This is a genomic window from Pusillibacter faecalis, assembly GCF_018408705.1.
Taxonomy (GTDB): domain Bacteria; phylum Bacillota; class Clostridia; order Oscillospirales; family Oscillospiraceae; genus Oscillibacter; species Oscillibacter faecalis.
In genome coordinates, this window is record NZ_AP023420.1 from 2,285,333 (window position 1) to 2,298,844 (window position 13,512).

At 49.0% G+C, this 13,512-nt stretch carries 24 protein-coding genes and 1 pseudogene; 19 read left to right on the plus strand and 6 right to left on the minus strand.

The features are described from left to right. Positions 1–101 precede the first annotated feature (101 nt). Both KJS55_RS11285 and KJS55_RS11290 read right to left on the minus strand, forming a co-directional pair. A complete protein-coding gene (locus KJS55_RS11285) occupies positions 102–1,079 on the minus strand; it encodes a helix-turn-helix domain-containing protein (protein ID WP_055179971.1) in 978 nt (325 codons plus the stop codon). A gap of 439 nt (positions 1,080–1,518) precedes the next feature. Next, positions 1,519–1,884, minus strand: a complete 366-nt coding sequence (locus tag KJS55_RS11290) for a helix-turn-helix domain-containing protein (RefSeq protein ID WP_055179973.1) — start codon at positions 1,882–1,884, stop codon at positions 1,519–1,521. A gap of 377 nt (positions 1,885–2,261) precedes the next feature. On the opposite strand from KJS55_RS11290, the gene KJS55_RS11295 reads away from it, so the two are divergent. After that, on the plus strand, positions 2,262–2,678 hold the full coding sequence (locus KJS55_RS11295; RefSeq protein ID WP_050624378.1) for a hypothetical protein: 417 nt from the start codon (positions 2,262–2,264) through the stop codon (positions 2,676–2,678). A gap of 1 nt (position 2,679) precedes the next feature. Beyond that, positions 2,680–2,928: a helix-turn-helix domain-containing protein gene (locus KJS55_RS11300; RefSeq protein WP_050624379.1), complete on the plus strand. Its 249-nt coding sequence runs from the start codon at positions 2,680–2,682 to the stop codon at positions 2,926–2,928. A 585-nt stretch (positions 2,929–3,513) separates the two neighbouring features. On the opposite strand, the gene KJS55_RS11305 is transcribed toward KJS55_RS11300, so the two are convergent. From KJS55_RS11305 to KJS55_RS11320, 4 genes are read right to left on the minus strand one after another with little or no spacing between them, the layout of a single operon-like run. Beyond that, complete coding sequence (locus tag KJS55_RS11305; RefSeq protein ID WP_213543352.1) at positions 3,514–3,810, minus strand: hypothetical protein; 297 nt, start codon at positions 3,808–3,810, stop codon at positions 3,514–3,516. Next, complete coding sequence (locus tag KJS55_RS11310; protein ID WP_055179976.1) at positions 3,797–4,054, minus strand: hypothetical protein; 258 nt, start codon at positions 4,052–4,054, stop codon at positions 3,797–3,799. The genes KJS55_RS11305 and KJS55_RS11310 overlap by 14 nt, the downstream gene beginning before the upstream one ends. Positions 4,055–4,089: 35 nt before the next feature. After that, positions 4,090–4,623 (minus strand): hypothetical protein, encoded by a 534-nt coding sequence (locus KJS55_RS11315; RefSeq protein WP_050624382.1) that lies wholly within the window; start codon positions 4,621–4,623, stop codon positions 4,090–4,092. Between the two features lie 2 nt (positions 4,624–4,625). Then, on the minus strand, positions 4,626–5,240 hold the full coding sequence (locus KJS55_RS11320; protein WP_055179978.1) for a hypothetical protein: 615 nt from the start codon (positions 5,238–5,240) through the stop codon (positions 4,626–4,628). 382 nt (positions 5,241–5,622) lie between these two features. Here KJS55_RS11320 and KJS55_RS11325 point away from each other — a divergent pair, with 382 nt between their 5' ends. The 17 genes and pseudogenes from KJS55_RS11325 (at position 5,623) to KJS55_RS11395 (ending at position 13,471) form a co-directional block, all read left to right on the plus strand. Then, the gene (locus KJS55_RS11325) at positions 5,623–6,798 is read left to right on the plus strand and encodes a Fic family protein (protein ID WP_055179980.1); all 1,176 of its coding nucleotides are present in this window, start codon (positions 5,623–5,625) and stop codon (positions 6,796–6,798) included. Between the two features lie 791 nt (positions 6,799–7,589). Then, complete coding sequence (locus KJS55_RS11330; RefSeq protein ID WP_055179982.1) at positions 7,590–7,877, plus strand: hypothetical protein; 288 nt, start codon at positions 7,590–7,592, stop codon at positions 7,875–7,877. A 126-nt stretch (positions 7,878–8,003) separates the two neighbouring features. Then, positions 8,004–8,180: pseudogene (locus KJS55_RS17720) on the plus strand (defense against restriction DarA-related protein); the annotation flags it as partial. 145 nt (positions 8,181–8,325) lie between these two features. Then, positions 8,326–8,520, plus strand: coding sequence for a hypothetical protein (locus KJS55_RS17380; protein WP_050624386.1), 195 nt, complete (start codon positions 8,326–8,328; stop codon positions 8,518–8,520). Then, positions 8,507–8,704: a hypothetical protein gene (locus tag KJS55_RS11340; protein WP_055179984.1), complete on the plus strand. Its 198-nt coding sequence runs from the start codon at positions 8,507–8,509 to the stop codon at positions 8,702–8,704. The genes KJS55_RS17380 and KJS55_RS11340 overlap by 14 nt, the downstream gene beginning before the upstream one ends. 16 nt (positions 8,705–8,720) lie before the next feature. Next, positions 8,721–8,900, plus strand: coding sequence for a hypothetical protein (locus tag KJS55_RS11345; RefSeq protein ID WP_050624388.1), 180 nt, complete (start codon positions 8,721–8,723; stop codon positions 8,898–8,900). Next, entirely contained in the window at positions 8,897–9,331 is a 435-nt protein-coding gene (locus KJS55_RS11350; protein WP_055179989.1) for a DUF7659 family protein, read from the plus strand. Before KJS55_RS11345 ends, KJS55_RS11350 begins: the two co-directional genes overlap by 4 nt. Before the next feature lie 27 nt (positions 9,332–9,358). Then, positions 9,359–9,490, plus strand: a complete 132-nt coding sequence (locus tag KJS55_RS17520) for a hypothetical protein (RefSeq protein WP_256315495.1) — start codon at positions 9,359–9,361, stop codon at positions 9,488–9,490. After that, on the plus strand, positions 9,487–9,816 hold the full coding sequence (locus KJS55_RS11355) for an NADAR family protein (RefSeq protein ID WP_213543353.1): 330 nt from the start codon (positions 9,487–9,489) through the stop codon (positions 9,814–9,816). The genes KJS55_RS17520 and KJS55_RS11355 overlap by 4 nt, the downstream gene beginning before the upstream one ends. 59 nt (positions 9,817–9,875) lie before the next feature. Continuing rightward, entirely contained in the window at positions 9,876–10,061 is a 186-nt protein-coding gene (locus KJS55_RS11360) for a hypothetical protein (protein WP_147577073.1), read from the plus strand. An 80-nt stretch (positions 10,062–10,141) separates the two neighbouring features. Beyond that, positions 10,142–10,720 carry a hypothetical protein gene (locus KJS55_RS11365; protein WP_055179992.1) on the plus strand — a complete coding sequence of 193 codons (579 nt, stop codon included), beginning with the start codon at positions 10,142–10,144 and terminating at the stop codon, positions 10,718–10,720. Further along, positions 10,713–11,054 carry a hypothetical protein gene (locus KJS55_RS11370; RefSeq protein WP_055179993.1) on the plus strand — a complete coding sequence of 114 codons (342 nt, stop codon included), beginning with the start codon at positions 10,713–10,715 and terminating at the stop codon, positions 11,052–11,054. The genes KJS55_RS11365 and KJS55_RS11370 overlap by 8 nt, the downstream gene beginning before the upstream one ends. Further along, complete coding sequence (locus KJS55_RS11375; protein WP_055179995.1) at positions 11,051–11,407, plus strand: hypothetical protein; 357 nt, start codon at positions 11,051–11,053, stop codon at positions 11,405–11,407. Before KJS55_RS11370 ends, KJS55_RS11375 begins: the two co-directional genes overlap by 4 nt. 120 nt (positions 11,408–11,527) lie before the next feature. Further along, entirely contained in the window at positions 11,528–11,695 is a 168-nt protein-coding gene (locus KJS55_RS11380; protein ID WP_162598996.1) for a hypothetical protein, read from the plus strand. 68 nt (positions 11,696–11,763) lie between these two features. After that, on the plus strand, positions 11,764–12,366 hold the full coding sequence (locus KJS55_RS11385) for a hypothetical protein (protein WP_055179997.1): 603 nt from the start codon (positions 11,764–11,766) through the stop codon (positions 12,364–12,366). Between the two features lie 240 nt (positions 12,367–12,606). After that, entirely contained in the window at positions 12,607–13,068 is a 462-nt protein-coding gene (locus KJS55_RS11390; RefSeq protein WP_055179999.1) for a hypothetical protein, read from the plus strand. Positions 13,069–13,183: 115 nt separating this feature from the next. Then, a complete protein-coding gene (locus tag KJS55_RS11395; RefSeq protein ID WP_055180001.1) occupies positions 13,184–13,471 on the plus strand; it encodes a hypothetical protein in 288 nt (95 codons plus the stop codon). The last annotated feature ends 41 nt before the right edge of the window (positions 13,472–13,512 follow it).

Here is a 13,512-nt window from a genome sequence, read left to right on the forward strand (position 1 = left end):
TGAGGTTAGCAATTACTAACCTCAACGCATATTGTATCAGTTATGCTTTTCTAATTCGACCCAAAACCTACCCGTTTTTACCCAAAAGCAGTTGAATGTCACTATTTTGAATTGCTGAAACGGGATGCCCTGTAATTTTTGGGGGCAACACCGTATTTCTTCTTAAAGGCGGCCGCAAAATTGCTTGGCTTTCCATAACCGACAATCGTGGCGACCTCACCCACATTCCGATCTCCGTCCAGCAGCAGTTGAGCCGCCTGTATCAGGCGTTGTTCAATGATATATTGATGGATCGGCATACCGTAAAAAGAGGAAAATCCACGCGTCAGTTTGGTAAGGCTCAGATGTACCTGTTGAGACAGTTCTTCACAAGAGGGGGCGAAGGCAAGCTGGCTGTCGATGATCCGCTTCGCCTCCATGATGGCGGTCCGCTCTGTCCGGGACATGGAAATATTTTTACCCATCAGAATATCCAATTCCAGAACTTCCCCCAGATAGATAGACAGCAGCTCCAACAACTTGCCATCCAAATAGAGGTAGCCCAACCCTCCGCGATATTGAGAAAATTTGCTTATTTCCGATAGGACCTGCTCCATAACAGGGGTGACAGAAACTTTGGCAATGCCATTTAGGAGTTTCTTTTCGTAAGCCGCAATTTCCTGCCCGTCAAAGTAATCGGCAAGGAGTTGTGAAAAGTAGGGCGTAGGAATTTTAATGCTTTTGAATGAGAAGTTGCTGTCCTTTTTGTAACAAATATATTCTGTACCATCATGTCCGGCATAAATACAAGACTCGTTTTTCTGAATGGCCATAGAGCGATGCCCATTCAAAATACCCCAGGAAATTCCATCGTTCAGGCAGAATATGATCTGCATATATTCCTTGCTAACAGGTCCCTGCACATTCATATCAGAGCGATAATTCATCTGCCAGTCTGAAAGAATGACACCATGTTTGATTTTTGTTTGAGAAACCCGGCCTTGTCCAACCTCTGAAGGAATGTCCATAGTGATTGTCTGAGGGGTATTGGTTATTAAGTCATTATAAAGTTTAGCAAGATATAGATTACTATGTGGCATAAGCCACCCCTTTCTAACCCACCATAGTTAGTGCCTGCTAATCTAATAATACTTGATTTTTTCTTGATGGTCAAGAGAACTTCACACCACGATGTTGTTGTATATTTTGCTCAAATCTGAATTGGTGATATCGGCATAGTATTGACGTACTGCCAGAATTATGTTATACTAAAAAAGTTAGCAGACGCTAACTAGCGCGTAGAAACACAGTAAAAAGTAATAGACCCATTACTCTACCATCCTGTCTGAGATTAAGCGGTGGTACTTTTATTAAGAAGCGGATATAAAATCGCAGGCATAAAATAACAAGGAAGAGTCCCTTGCCAAATAGAAGGATCCACTTATTAAGAAATACTGATGATGGGCCTGCGCATAGGATAAGCGGATCAATCCGTAGAAAGGGGCATTGCTCATCAGAATGAAGCAATGCCCTTTTTCCTTAGAGTTCTTCTGTTTCGCCCAATCCGCACTCTCGCTGACGTACATCAAGTATGGTATCCACAATAGCAGCAATGAGCATCCGCTCCTTTGGTGTACACTGCAGGATTATCTGTGCCAGATGCTTGCTCTCATTTTCCACTTCCTGTTGCGGCCCATAGAAGATAGCATCGGCAGATGCCCCCATAGCGCGGATAATCCGCACCATTACATCGGCCTTAGGGATTTTCTCACCGAGCTCGATTGCAGCCAAGTACCGTGGAGAGATATGGGCGCGCTCGGCAATTTGCTCTCTGGAATAACCAAGCCGTTCACGCTCCGCCCGCATTTGGGTACTGCAACCTTTAAATTCATCATTTATTACCACCGGTGGTTCACCTCCGAATCACATTCTATGTTGTGCATGAATCGGATAAAATGCTCTACTGGTAGTGAGAAATAAGTTCTAATGGTTCATAGTAGGGGAAAAGGTGGAGAGAGAATGAGGTTGGCTATGCTGGTGGAGTAGCAGTCTGCCCCGACATATTATATCGGCCGGGACATTTGAAAAAGATTGATCTGGCCGGTGGGCACTTTGTCTGCGTTGGACATGAACCCATGGTTCCAAATAATCGACACCAAACTGTCAAGCATTTTTTGCTTGGCAGTTTTTATATTGTGTGGCAAAATCGGCGCCCACTTTCGGGGAAAGGAGCGAAAGGGGACGAAGAAACCGCCTCCGCGGGTAGGGGAGGAGGTGATTTGATGGAGACCACACAGGCCACTCAGAAAAGAGTCCGTTACCAATTTGAGATATTCTGCATGAAGGTCATCGACGGAGAGCGGTGTGATTATCTCCGAAAACTGATGAAGAAGATGGGGTGGGAGTCCTCGTTTTCAGATTTGCCAGAAGCTGTGCTGACCAGTCTCTGCACCTTTGATAGCGATCCGGCAGAGCAGTATATCTTCCATGTCTACGGGCATCGGATTCCGATTAGAAACGACCGGCTGGCGGAGATCCTCCTCGCACTCGGCGATGAGGGATACAGCATCCTGCTGCTGTACTACTCCCTTCAGCTCAGAGACCGGGAGATCGCTTCGCTCCTAGGGCTTTCCAGATCCAAGATACAGAAGGACCGAAAGATCCTATTCGATGAGTTGAAGAAACGGATGGTGGAGTAAGATGAAAAGAAAAAGCAGTATCCCAGAAGAAAAACTCCTGCCCTATGAAACCATTTGCGCTGCGACCAGAGGTGACCCGGAGGCAATGGATGAGGTGCTGCGGCACTTTGACGGCTACATATCACACAAAGCCACCCGCATCTTTTACGATGAATATGGCCAGTCCTACTGTGGTGTGGATGTAGAACTAAAGCAGCGCATCCAAAACAAACTAATTGCCCGCATCATGGAACGGTTTAAACCTGAGTAAACATCCCCGTAGCCCCGGGCCGGGTATATGGTGTGTCCCCTCCATCTATCCGGCCTGGGGATTTCATGCGCCATAAGGCAACTTGGGTTGAATAATCAGCCTGCTATCCGTGAAATAGGTATAGCAGATGCGACATAATTGATGCGTTGGTTCTCAACATCCTAATGTATGGACTCCAAGGAATGGGAAATAAAATTGAAATATTACCGTTAATGCCTGTGGGGTAGGGGAAGGCAGAGAATACAGTTAAAGCATATTTTCAGGTTATAAAAGAGTATATTAACTTTCTAAAGAATCGAAAGAAAAGCCACCCCAGGGGTGGCTTTTTAGTGTGTATCTTAGGGGGGAGACTTCCTTAACTCCCATCTTCCAGGTAGTCAGCGACTTATCGCATTTTTTCGGGCTGATATGGCCGGGACACAAATTCGGCGCAGTCATCCGCCTCAGTGATATTGGGCGGACGGTCATGGACAAGTGAGAACCTGCAGATTCCATCTCGGTTATAGGCACAGGCACGGGACTCACAGACATCACGGTTATCAACTCCTCCATGCTCAGGAGTGGCTTCGCCTTGTGCATCTGTACTCAATTTTTCAAAATAAATGGGATCCCCGCTTGAAACGGGTAGAAGGTGAATGTGCCATCTCCCCATTTTCGGATGGCATGGCCGCCCTTTGCTTTGCGGAGGACAACCCGTTTAGACTTCGAAAACAGATGGGAAATATGACTCGCGCTGTACCGGCTTTCAAATTCAACGAGTTGCAGAATATATGATTTCCCAGTCTCTTTCACATCCATGACAATGCGGTATGCCTTGAGGATGTTTTCTGCATTTTCCGCTTTGAAACGCCCGAGCAGGGGGCCGGGGTTACTGCTGTCCATCGTCACGGTCCTCCATTTCCCTATATTCGCAGTCAAGGAATTCCTCAAAGCAGGGCCATATCTCCGTGTTAAATCCATACTCAAACTCCCAGTCATGGAAGATGGACTCCAGACTCAGCTCCGGCGACTCTTTTCGGAGTTGTTCCAGTTCGTCTATGAGATCTTTGAGTGTGTACCCGTGGGCAAGCATCCATTCGAGTTTGAACCGCTCATATGCAGCCTGTATTGCATTGGTTTCTGGCATTTCAGCTTCCTCCATAGCACGATTTGGATTAAAGGTCAGGCGCTTCGTTCCGCCCTTGTGAGCCTCCCGGAGGTCCATGCGCTTTTGTAGGTTCCGATGCTTGGTAGCCGATCCAGCAGGCATTTTTCAATCCCCTTTAGATAGGCTTGATAGTGACGGGATTGAAGGCCAGCGTAACTTTGACACCATGGCGGCTCTTTCTGGATGAGTTCCACCGCCAGCGACCACTCGTTGTCCTCAAGGCAGATATAGAAAAGTGGGCTCTCCAAGATGGCCCGCTGGCTGCGGGAGATCCACCGCTCCGGGCGGACTCGCTTGAAACTGGGGAACATCTGCAGAAAGTTCGCCGTAAAGCACTCCAGAATGTCCTCCTCTTCCAGTTCCGTGGCAAGGTCATCATAGAGCCAAGTGCCATCCGTCAATTCTTCATAGTCCAGATCCCGCATCAGGCGGGGCTCCGGGCAGTCGTCCGACGCGGCGTCTGCCCTGCGGAATACATGGAAATCATCATTGTCAATATAGTACAGGCCCTCGTAGCGGCCAAACACACAGCAATTCCCGCACCCCACTGCTATCCCTCCATTGACGCCAATTCGTCTAAGTAGGTTGCCTGGAGATCGGCAATGTGGAGTTGTAGCGCCAGCGGACAGATCGTATAAACTTTGCTGGTGTTGCGGTCGGTGAAGTCGCCCATATGGAACCGGATGGCCAGCGCCTCATCGCGGGTAAGATGCATATGCTCATTGATCAGAAAGACCGATTTCTCACCGTGGCCAAAGGGAAATTTCTCATCTACCGTGTAGAACGGCACAGATTCCAAGTCGTAAGCACCGCGTTTATCAAACTTCGTGCCATGATCGGAGTAGACCTTCTGGTCTTTGAAGTCCAGCTTATAGGACTGGGTCTTACAGATGTCATGCAGCAGGGATACAATGGCGACGGATTCCACCTGTTTGGGCGGGAATAGCGCGTCCGTGCCCAACTCATTCATACAGTTGCGGCACATGCGCTGGAAAACATTCAGGGAATGTAGCACAAGGCCGCCGGCGAAACTGTTGTGGAACTTTGTGCTGGCAGGCGCCTCGAAGAAATCGGTAGCCAGCAACCGGTCCAACAGCGAGTCTGAGCCAGTTCTGTGTATATATTTCTGGTATGCGGAAATGAAGGTGTCTTTTGGGTTCATCATAAAAATGCTCCTTTTCAAAGTCGTTTTTTATATCATCGGTGCGCCGCAGGGCGTACCGTAAAAACAGGGACGCCCCGGCCGCAGATGCGTCTGGGGAGATCTATATAAAAAAGGCATCCGAAGAATCCTCTCCGGACGCCTTGTGACTTCAGTATCAGATTGCATGTGGTCAAAAAGCAAAAAGCGCCCAAAGGCCAATCGCCTTTAGACGCTGTGCAACACGGATGACTATAATTGCCGGAAGCAATTTCTGATACTGATTGACTTGATTATAATGCAGATCGCGCTAAATAGCAATACCCTTGCACCAAGGATTGCAATTCGGGACATACTCTGCTATACTGATACAAATTGATACTAAAAAATATCAGAGGTGAGCAATATGGAAGCGGCGCTGTTTGCGAAGATGATGTCGGACAAGAGCGTGACCGATCTAAAGAAACTGGGCTATAAATATCCTCAGGCGGATATAGCCGAATTTATCGGCCTGTTGAAAACTGGATTTTACACAACGCTGCCGATGAAGGACTTCAATGGAGAACCTCTGGTCTATCTGGAGAGTGTAGCCCAAGTCCACCTTTCGGCCGCCAAGATCTTGCTGACGCCGCACAATAGCAGCCAGCACTATGGTATCAAGGCCATGGAGGATGAAATCGTATCGACCTTGACCATCGAGCAAATCGACACCTCACGTGACAGCGTCCGGAGGATACTCACTGGCTATGCGCCGGCCAGCGAAACTGAGAACCGCATTTATGGAATGAAGAAAGGGGTGGAGTTTATCGCAGACCCCAACCATCGGATTACGGAGGAAAATCTCCATCAGTTGTATGAGATGACGGTAGGGGACTTTCTGGCAGGAGAAGATCGTTTGTTGCCGGGCAATTACTACCGTCACGACAGCGTCTATGTCGTAGGCGACAAAGTGGAGCATATGGGGCTGCCTTGGAAGAAACTGCCGGAATATATGGCGGATTTGATCGCCTATGCAAATGCAGAAGGCTCAGACAATGATTTGTTGAAAGCGGCGCTGCTTCACTTCTATATCGCTTACCTGCATCCTTACTTTGATGGAAATGGCAGGATGGCGCGGCTGCTGCACCTGTGGTACTTAGTCCAACAGGGGTATTCCTCCGCGCTGTTCATCCCGTTGTCCAGATATGTGGAAAGGAGCAGGAGGGGTTACTACGATGCCTACACACTCACGGAGCAGAATGCCCGCATCAGTGGTGTTTTGGATGTGACGCCGTTTCTGGTCTATTTCATTGAGCATGTCTATCATCAGTTGGAGGATGTGGCATCTTCGGCCTCCGCAATAGGTGCCTTTCAAGCTGTGTTGGAGCGGGGCGGCATTACAGAAAAGGAGAAGGACCTGTGGCATTTTGTCCTCTCGGCCTATGGCAATGGCGAGTTCTCCACAAAACAGTTGGAGCGTGACTTCGGTAATGCCGCATATGCCACTATCCTCAGTTTTGTCCTAAAGTTTGAGGAACTCGGACTTCTACAGTCTCAAAAGTATGGCAACCGGGTCAAATACAGCCTCCGACAGTGCGGCTGATCATAAGCGTATTTTCTTTGAGGCAATAAGCAGATTTTCACACTCTAATAAAAGAAAAATGCGGGGTATCAGGATATGAGTCATAAACTATATTCTTCGGATTTCCAGCACCCGGATACAGGCGTGTTAATCCACTTCGTTTTGGATGAGGATGCGGAACTCCTTTGGCTGGAGCCTTGTGAGGCCACCTGTGAACAAAGAGAACGTGTTGAGTCTGAATATCAGGAAACCTCTGTATGGTGTAAACTGTTGGGAGAACATACCTGCAGTTCGGTCGCGGAGGCGAACCGGCTCATACAGTCCAGATACTCAAAATATCTGGCGAAAAACGGCTGCTTCCCGACGGACTGATTCAGTAATGGCAGCGTTGATAATTGGAAGTGCGCGAGCGATTCTACTTTCTGCTTGCAATCTCTGGAGTATTCCGATATAATTCAAACATACAGTATCCGTTGTTCGTCGAAGACGAGCACAGTAACCGTGTTTCAAAGCACCCGGAAGCCGCAAGGGCTTTTGGGTGCTTTTTGCGTTTCAACAACGCAGATTGATTGAGGACAGTATGTTCACAAGGCGCATGAGGTATTTCAGCCCATGTGCCTTTTTATATAGATTTTCCCTGCGGAAGGCGCCGCAAAATAAGAAGGGGGGACAATAAATGAGGTTTTCAAAAAAGAAGCGAGAGGGGGACAGTTTTATATAAGCCAAATTCTGTATTTTGATATGAGAAAGAACTGCCGCCCCCTGGCCCCGTGCAAGCATAGAGCTGGGTTATCTGGGAAAGGAGTACTACTATGAGCCACACAACCGAGCAACCTGTACTGGAGCCATCAAACCCACAGGGACTCCGCATCGGCGACATCTGCAGCTATTCCTTCGGCGAAAAGAACAGATCCTACTCAATTGTTGAGATTGTCAGGATCCTGGATAACCCATATGGAGTTGCGGAAGTGAAATTCCTTGATGTGGTCGTGGACGACAGTGGGAATGGTTACTTCACCTACCTGCTGAAGACGAAAAAGACCATGAACGCAAGTCTCAAGTACCTGAAAAGGGTATGCAACGAAGATGAGGCAAGGTGAAAGCCGCTGAGCAACAGAGACACCATGCACATTGATAGGAAAGTCGCCTATATGACGGCTTAAAGTATAGAGAGGCGGATATGTTTCGCCCCTCTATTTTATTGGTACAGAATTGGAGGAACAACCATGAGATATTACAGTACACAGCGCCCGGTCGGGCCGGGGACATTCCCGAAATTGCCGGAAAACAAAGTTTTGGAGGTCCATAACTTCGATGCCAAGACTTTCTGCGAGGAAATCGGCCGGGAGGCATGGGGGTATATTGATTTTGAGTCGCCTCTTACCCAGGAGCAGGCCGACAACTATGAACTGATCGCCCCTGGCGTTGGCTGTACAGGCTGTGTCAATGAGACGGCAAGCCGCGATATGGACTGCTGCTGGAACTGCAGCAGGAACCGGCGTTCCAAGAAAGACCTGTATAGGCGCAGGCCAGCAGGGGGATGCAGTCGTGATCGACTATGCAAAGATCCTCACGGAACTGGAAGAAGAACGGGCCGCCTGCCAGTACGTATACGGCGGCATGATCCCGGCGTTCTATACGCAGGCGCTTCACAGGGCCATTGAAGCCGTCAAGGAATGCCAGGACTGCGCGGCGGAGGCCGGGCGCATGGCTAAGGAGGTATCCCGGCATGACATGGCGTGACGAAATCGACATGGAGATCCGCCGGCAGGCCATACGGCTCTACCCGGACTGTGCCGCCCTGTTTGAACTGCCCCGCAGAGTCTACGCACAGATCATGCAGGACAACAGCATGAGGAGAAAGCCCTACCGGGTGAGCGAGGTGAAGATCAGGAAGATCATTGCTACAATGCCAGAATTTCAGTGAGAGGGTGGAGCGCGACATGTATCAAAGAGTTTCCACTGAGGAGTTCTTCAAAGTGATAGGGCCGCTTAATGTAACCCTTGAGATCAGAGGAAATTATCCGTATAAGACCCTGTTTCGTTTGAAACAGGGTGGAAAGCTGGTCGGATTTGAGGAACACGAGAGATATTACCTGAATGTGGAGGATACCAGATCATGAACCAATATAGGGAACTTCTCCAGAAGCATCAACAGGAAGTCAACGTACTCCCAATCCGCTATGCGTTTGGAGAGCAGCAATTTCGGGAGATGATGAATGCCTGGGGCCTTGACCCGGAGAAAGACCTCGACAAAATTTACAGGCTTGGAGATGCAGGCGGTTTCTATCTGAGAACTGATGCGCGGCTTGTCTGTGATACCTTCTGCAGGCTTAAAGAAGAGCGGGAAGCCGCCATTGCAGAGGACAAGACCGGGGATGGCTTTATCTATCAGATGTTCCTCTGCGAGTTGTCCAACCACGAATACAACTATACCGAGGATGTGGAAGAAACGCTGGACGCACTTGGGTACACATGGGAGCAGATCATGGCAGATAAAAGGCTCCTGCATGGACTCAAAATGGCGCAGAAGAAGATCACAGGGCAGGGATAATGGCATGTATTGTAGTTGCCATACGGTATGGACGGAGAGACCGGTACTGTAAATGTGGTCCTGCTGATTGCCAGAACCAAAGTTATCAATCACTTTGCCGGCGAATATTTCTTTCTGAGCAATTTCTATACCTGCCGTGTGGCATTTTACGGCATGTGATTCCCATCAGTAGAAGCCGCTTTCCAAGCGGCAAAGTGTGCGGCCCCAACGACCGGGTGCAATTTCTGCACTTGGCGGCCAACCAGGCGAAGAGGCGCGGGCGTCAGATCAAGATGCGTCCAGATTGGGAGGACCGCAAACTGACCATCATGCACAACCTGCTCGTCCATAAGTTCAACGAAAACCTTGAACTGATCCCCAAACTGCTGGATACCGGCGGCGCGGTGCTGGTGGAGGGCAATACTTGGCATGATAATTATTGGGGATGCTGCAGCTGCCCCGGTGCGGAGGCAATCGCGGACGGAACAATCTGGGACGCCTGCTGATGCAGCTGCGCGCCGACTATACGGAGTCTATCAGGAGGTGAGTAAGGATGCAGTACTGTATGACAATGGAGCAGACCAGGCGCATAGCCGTTTTCTTCGACTCAGACGATGATGAGGCGGCGATAGAAAAAGCCAATCAGATATTGAAGGAAACACCATCTGAAGATTATGAATCTGGGGACAAAGAATATGATTATGCTCTTTGCAACGTGGATACCGAGAGGACCATCCTCGATTGGGATTAAAGAGTATGGACAAAGGAACGGCGAAACCAAGCTGAACATGGCTGCAGCATAATGTTTACAATGTAGAAAGGATGGATCACATGAAGCGTGGAATCAGCGTTACCCGTGATTACGACTACCATAATACCCCATGTGTTGTCATCACAAAAAAGCGTGGGAAACTGACGATCCCTGAGATTACCGATATCCTGCATTATGAAGACCAACAGCGATGGAGTGGCCGTTATGCCCTTCTCCTCGACTGTACAGAGGTAACAATGGGAGGTAACGGTTGCCTGGATATGATGGATGAACGGCCCGGAGATGCTGTGGTGCTCTACGAACTGGAGGAGGGTGAGCCCTGTCCGGTATGTAATGCCTCATTGCCGCCGTTCCAATACTGCCCCACATGCGGCAGTGCGTGGGCGGAGAACGGAACGAATATTGAAACCCACTTAGCTGACATGCAGCAGGAGGCAAGCCGGAGCATCAAAAATCCGGACGCTTCAGAGGCATCACGCTTGGCGTGGTACTGGTCGCACATCGGCTCTATTGACCTCGCCCGGCAGTTGGGCCTCATTTCAGAAAAGCGTCGGCAGGAACTCTATGAAGAGATGCGGCCGCTCAAACCGGCCATAACAGTTCCTGTGGATACAGAAGGGGTGAACAGGCATGAATAAGTCCAATGAGATCATCCAGATCACCAGTTCCGTGCTGGAGCGGTATCGCAGTTCCATCCCCCGAAAGGCATTTGCCGAGGCGATGGAGCGTGTCATTGAGTTAGTGCTGGGGCCGGGAGAATGTCCGGCAACATCAGACTGTCCCGGGCTTGTTATGCTCCGGTCGCCGAATATGGAGGTAGAGCATATGGCACAGCTGATCTGCGGTGCCTGTCCGCCGTTCCCGCTTGAGTCTGGCGATTTCACATGTGACAAGTACAATTGTAAATCGTGCTGGGAAGCCTGGCTGACAACTGGCAAACCTCCGCAAGAAGAAATGGAGGCCGTAGGGTGAAGCCATTCCAGAATACCGCTCTGCTTCGGCCGTTGACCATCGAGGAATTACGGTTGGAGGATCCGGAGTGGGTGGATGATCACACCATTACCTTCTATATCCCCTGTTGGTTCCATGTGGATTCCGTTTTTGCAGGCATTCATGTGGAAACGGATCAAAATGATGACTACATCAACCTCTACTGCATTTACGACACCCGGGTACAGAGCGTCCGTCTGTCCATGATCTATGTCAATAACAGCGCAAAGAATGGGGAGCAGGACTTTGAACTTGAGGTGGAGATCGATGCGACAACTTCGAAACTCCTTCTGAATCAGGCTGTTGAATGGCTCCAGGCAGAAAAAGCGTATTGAGAACTCAGTTTTTGCCTGGACCATAGATGCAACCAGTGCTGTGCGGAGTATAGGGATATCTCCATGCTCCGCACAGCATTCAGGATATTCCGAATAACCAGATTTGGGAGAAATCAGACCATGTACAACGAGAAAACAAAGAAGATGAGGTATGTGCTTAAAATCGGCCAGCTGACCACCACCTACGACAACTTTGACGATTTTGTCGAGGCTCTCCGTGAGGAGGCCGAGGACCGCGAATTCAATCGGCATATCGACCTCTACGTCAAAGTCACCAATTTATTGTAATGTTGGATAGGCGTTTTCTGCCATCGCAGAGATATCCGTTGACAATGAAAAAAGGAGGGAAATCTTTTATGATTCTCAGCCCCAAATGGCAACAGACCTATGAAGAAGCTCTGCAGGCCATGAAAGATACTACTTACTCCCAATATTCCCTTGCGGATGTATCTACTCACCATCATACAGAGGAACTGTTAGAAGCCGCGCTCCGTAACAACCGGTGCAGTCTGCGCGATATTCCTGTGGAAAAACGCACACTGAGGCTTTGTCATGTTGCGCTTGAGTGTTGCCACTCGATAAATGTTCAGTATATTCCAAAGAAATATTTTGATTATAATTTTTCGTTAAAAGCGGCTAGTTACTGCCCCGCCACATTGAGTACGATTCTCTATTTCTTCCGCGATGGGCGGTGGAAGGAACCCTACACAGCAGAAGACATACGTATCATTGCAGAGGCAGCCTGTCCGGTTGGTCTTGGACAAGTCCGTCTCAACCAATTCCGCAATAAAGAACAAGAGTTGAATGGGCGCACATTCGAACGATATTGCTCTGACGAATACGGATTTGTACATCGGGCTCATTCACATATCATCCGGCAGGCTTTGGAACTTTACCTCCACGATGCTGAAAATAAAAAGCATTTGACAACGGAGGCCCCTCTTGCAATCGGTGGATAATCCGGCTATAATAAAATTATATAGTATCCGTTGTTTACCACAGGTGAACATAGTAGCCGTGTTTCAAAACTCCCAGGGATCATGTGATCTTTGGGAGTTTTTTGTTTTCGGCCATATATAGGCCGTCCATATGGATCAGGCCAATCAGGCACCAAGCGCATGGATCAAGAACAGATCCATGCGTTTGTTTTTATATAGTCCCAAGCAGAACACTGAAAAATTTATAGGAGATGTATTACAATGTTGAAAATGCTGAATGCACACAACGCGATGCGAACTGTTCTTGAAAACCGTCGAATTACGCTGGAGTTGGCGCTCCGGCAACTGGCGCAAACGGTGGGCGGCCAGGCTCCTGATCAAGAGGAAATTGCCGCATTCTTTCATGATTTCATGGATGGGTACTGGGATGCCTTTGAAGAGGCGACTTCCCATGATTCCGATGATCTGAGAGAAATCGACAGACAGATCCTACAACTGCAGGAAGAAATCTCGCGGGCTTTGGGGCCGGAACATCAGGATGTGCTCAGCCAGTATGAATGCCTTGCAAACAGCCGTATGACCAAGGAGTTGGACCATGCTTTTTTAATTGGCTACCAGACCGCCATCAGGCTCCTTTTAATGGGTGTCCTGCCATTGCCGGCTCTTGTAGCCGATAATAGCACAGGCGAAGAAAACGGGAGGTGCAACGACAATAAAACCTGATTGGATTATCCACTACATTCTCAGTGAGAGGCCGAGCAGCCATACGCATGGTCTCAACCGATACGGCAGTTTGGAACTGGAACTTAATTTGCCCGTAGTGCAGAAAAAAGCGGCCATGATACTCAATCTGGTGGGTATAGAGATTGCGGAAAAAGGAAAGCGATACCATTCTGGTGACCGGGAGGATGATGTGTTCACACTTCCGTGCTATCTGTTCGAAACAAGTCCCGCAGTGCCGGATGCTTACTTTAAGCGTGTGCTGCGGGTTCTGATCTGCGATCCGGACGGGAAATATCCCTGGGAGGATGGGTGTGATCCCGGCTACGCCGCACAACTCAGCGGCGGCGAGAAACGGGAAATGGCGCGGATATACCAGCAACGGTATTGCCAGATACAGAACTGATAACGATGAGCAAACCGTATGTAATCCAACAAATATATTTG

What these genes read in the sequence shown, in the direction of transcription:
- KJS55_RS11285 (WP_055179971.1), bottom strand. Translation starts at nt 1,079, where the DNA reads ATGCCACATAGTAATCTATATCTTGCTAAACTTTATAATGACTTAATA.
- KJS55_RS11295 (WP_050624378.1), top strand. Translation starts at nt 2,262, where the DNA reads ATGGAGACCACACAGGCCACTCAGAAAAGAGTCCGTTACCAATTTGAG.
- KJS55_RS11300 (WP_050624379.1), top strand. Translation starts at nt 2,680, where the DNA reads ATGAAAAGAAAAAGCAGTATCCCAGAAGAAAAACTCCTGCCCTATGAA.
- KJS55_RS11305 (WP_213543352.1), bottom strand. Translation starts at nt 3,810, where the DNA reads ATGGACAGCAGTAACCCCGGCCCCCTGCTCGGGCGTTTCAAAGCGGAA.
- KJS55_RS11310 (WP_055179976.1), bottom strand. Translation starts at nt 4,054, where the DNA reads ATGCCAGAAACCAATGCAATACAGGCTGCATATGAGCGGTTCAAACTC.
- KJS55_RS11320 (WP_055179978.1), bottom strand. Translation starts at nt 5,240, where the DNA reads ATGATGAACCCAAAAGACACCTTCATTTCCGCATACCAGAAATATATA.
- KJS55_RS11325 (WP_055179980.1), top strand. Translation starts at nt 5,623, where the DNA reads ATGGAAGCGGCGCTGTTTGCGAAGATGATGTCGGACAAGAGCGTGACC.
- KJS55_RS11330 (WP_055179982.1), top strand. Translation starts at nt 7,590, where the DNA reads ATGAGCCACACAACCGAGCAACCTGTACTGGAGCCATCAAACCCACAG.
- KJS55_RS11340 (WP_055179984.1), top strand. Translation starts at nt 8,507, where the DNA reads ATGACATGGCGTGACGAAATCGACATGGAGATCCGCCGGCAGGCCATA.
- KJS55_RS11345 (WP_050624388.1), top strand. Translation starts at nt 8,721, where the DNA reads ATGTATCAAAGAGTTTCCACTGAGGAGTTCTTCAAAGTGATAGGGCCG.
- KJS55_RS11350 (WP_055179989.1), top strand. Translation starts at nt 8,897, where the DNA reads ATGAACCAATATAGGGAACTTCTCCAGAAGCATCAACAGGAAGTCAAC.
- KJS55_RS17520 (WP_256315495.1), top strand. Translation starts at nt 9,359, where the DNA reads ATGGACGGAGAGACCGGTACTGTAAATGTGGTCCTGCTGATTGCCAGA.
- KJS55_RS11360 (WP_147577073.1), top strand. Translation starts at nt 9,876, where the DNA reads ATGACAATGGAGCAGACCAGGCGCATAGCCGTTTTCTTCGACTCAGAC.
- KJS55_RS11365 (WP_055179992.1), top strand. Translation starts at nt 10,142, where the DNA reads ATGAAGCGTGGAATCAGCGTTACCCGTGATTACGACTACCATAATACC.
- KJS55_RS11370 (WP_055179993.1), top strand. Translation starts at nt 10,713, where the DNA reads ATGAATAAGTCCAATGAGATCATCCAGATCACCAGTTCCGTGCTGGAG.
- KJS55_RS11380 (WP_162598996.1), top strand. Translation starts at nt 11,528, where the DNA reads ATGTACAACGAGAAAACAAAGAAGATGAGGTATGTGCTTAAAATCGGC.
- KJS55_RS11385 (WP_055179997.1), top strand. Translation starts at nt 11,764, where the DNA reads ATGATTCTCAGCCCCAAATGGCAACAGACCTATGAAGAAGCTCTGCAG.
- KJS55_RS11390 (WP_055179999.1), top strand. Translation starts at nt 12,607, where the DNA reads ATGTTGAAAATGCTGAATGCACACAACGCGATGCGAACTGTTCTTGAA.
- KJS55_RS11395 (WP_055180001.1), top strand. Translation starts at nt 13,184, where the DNA reads ATGATACTCAATCTGGTGGGTATAGAGATTGCGGAAAAAGGAAAGCGA.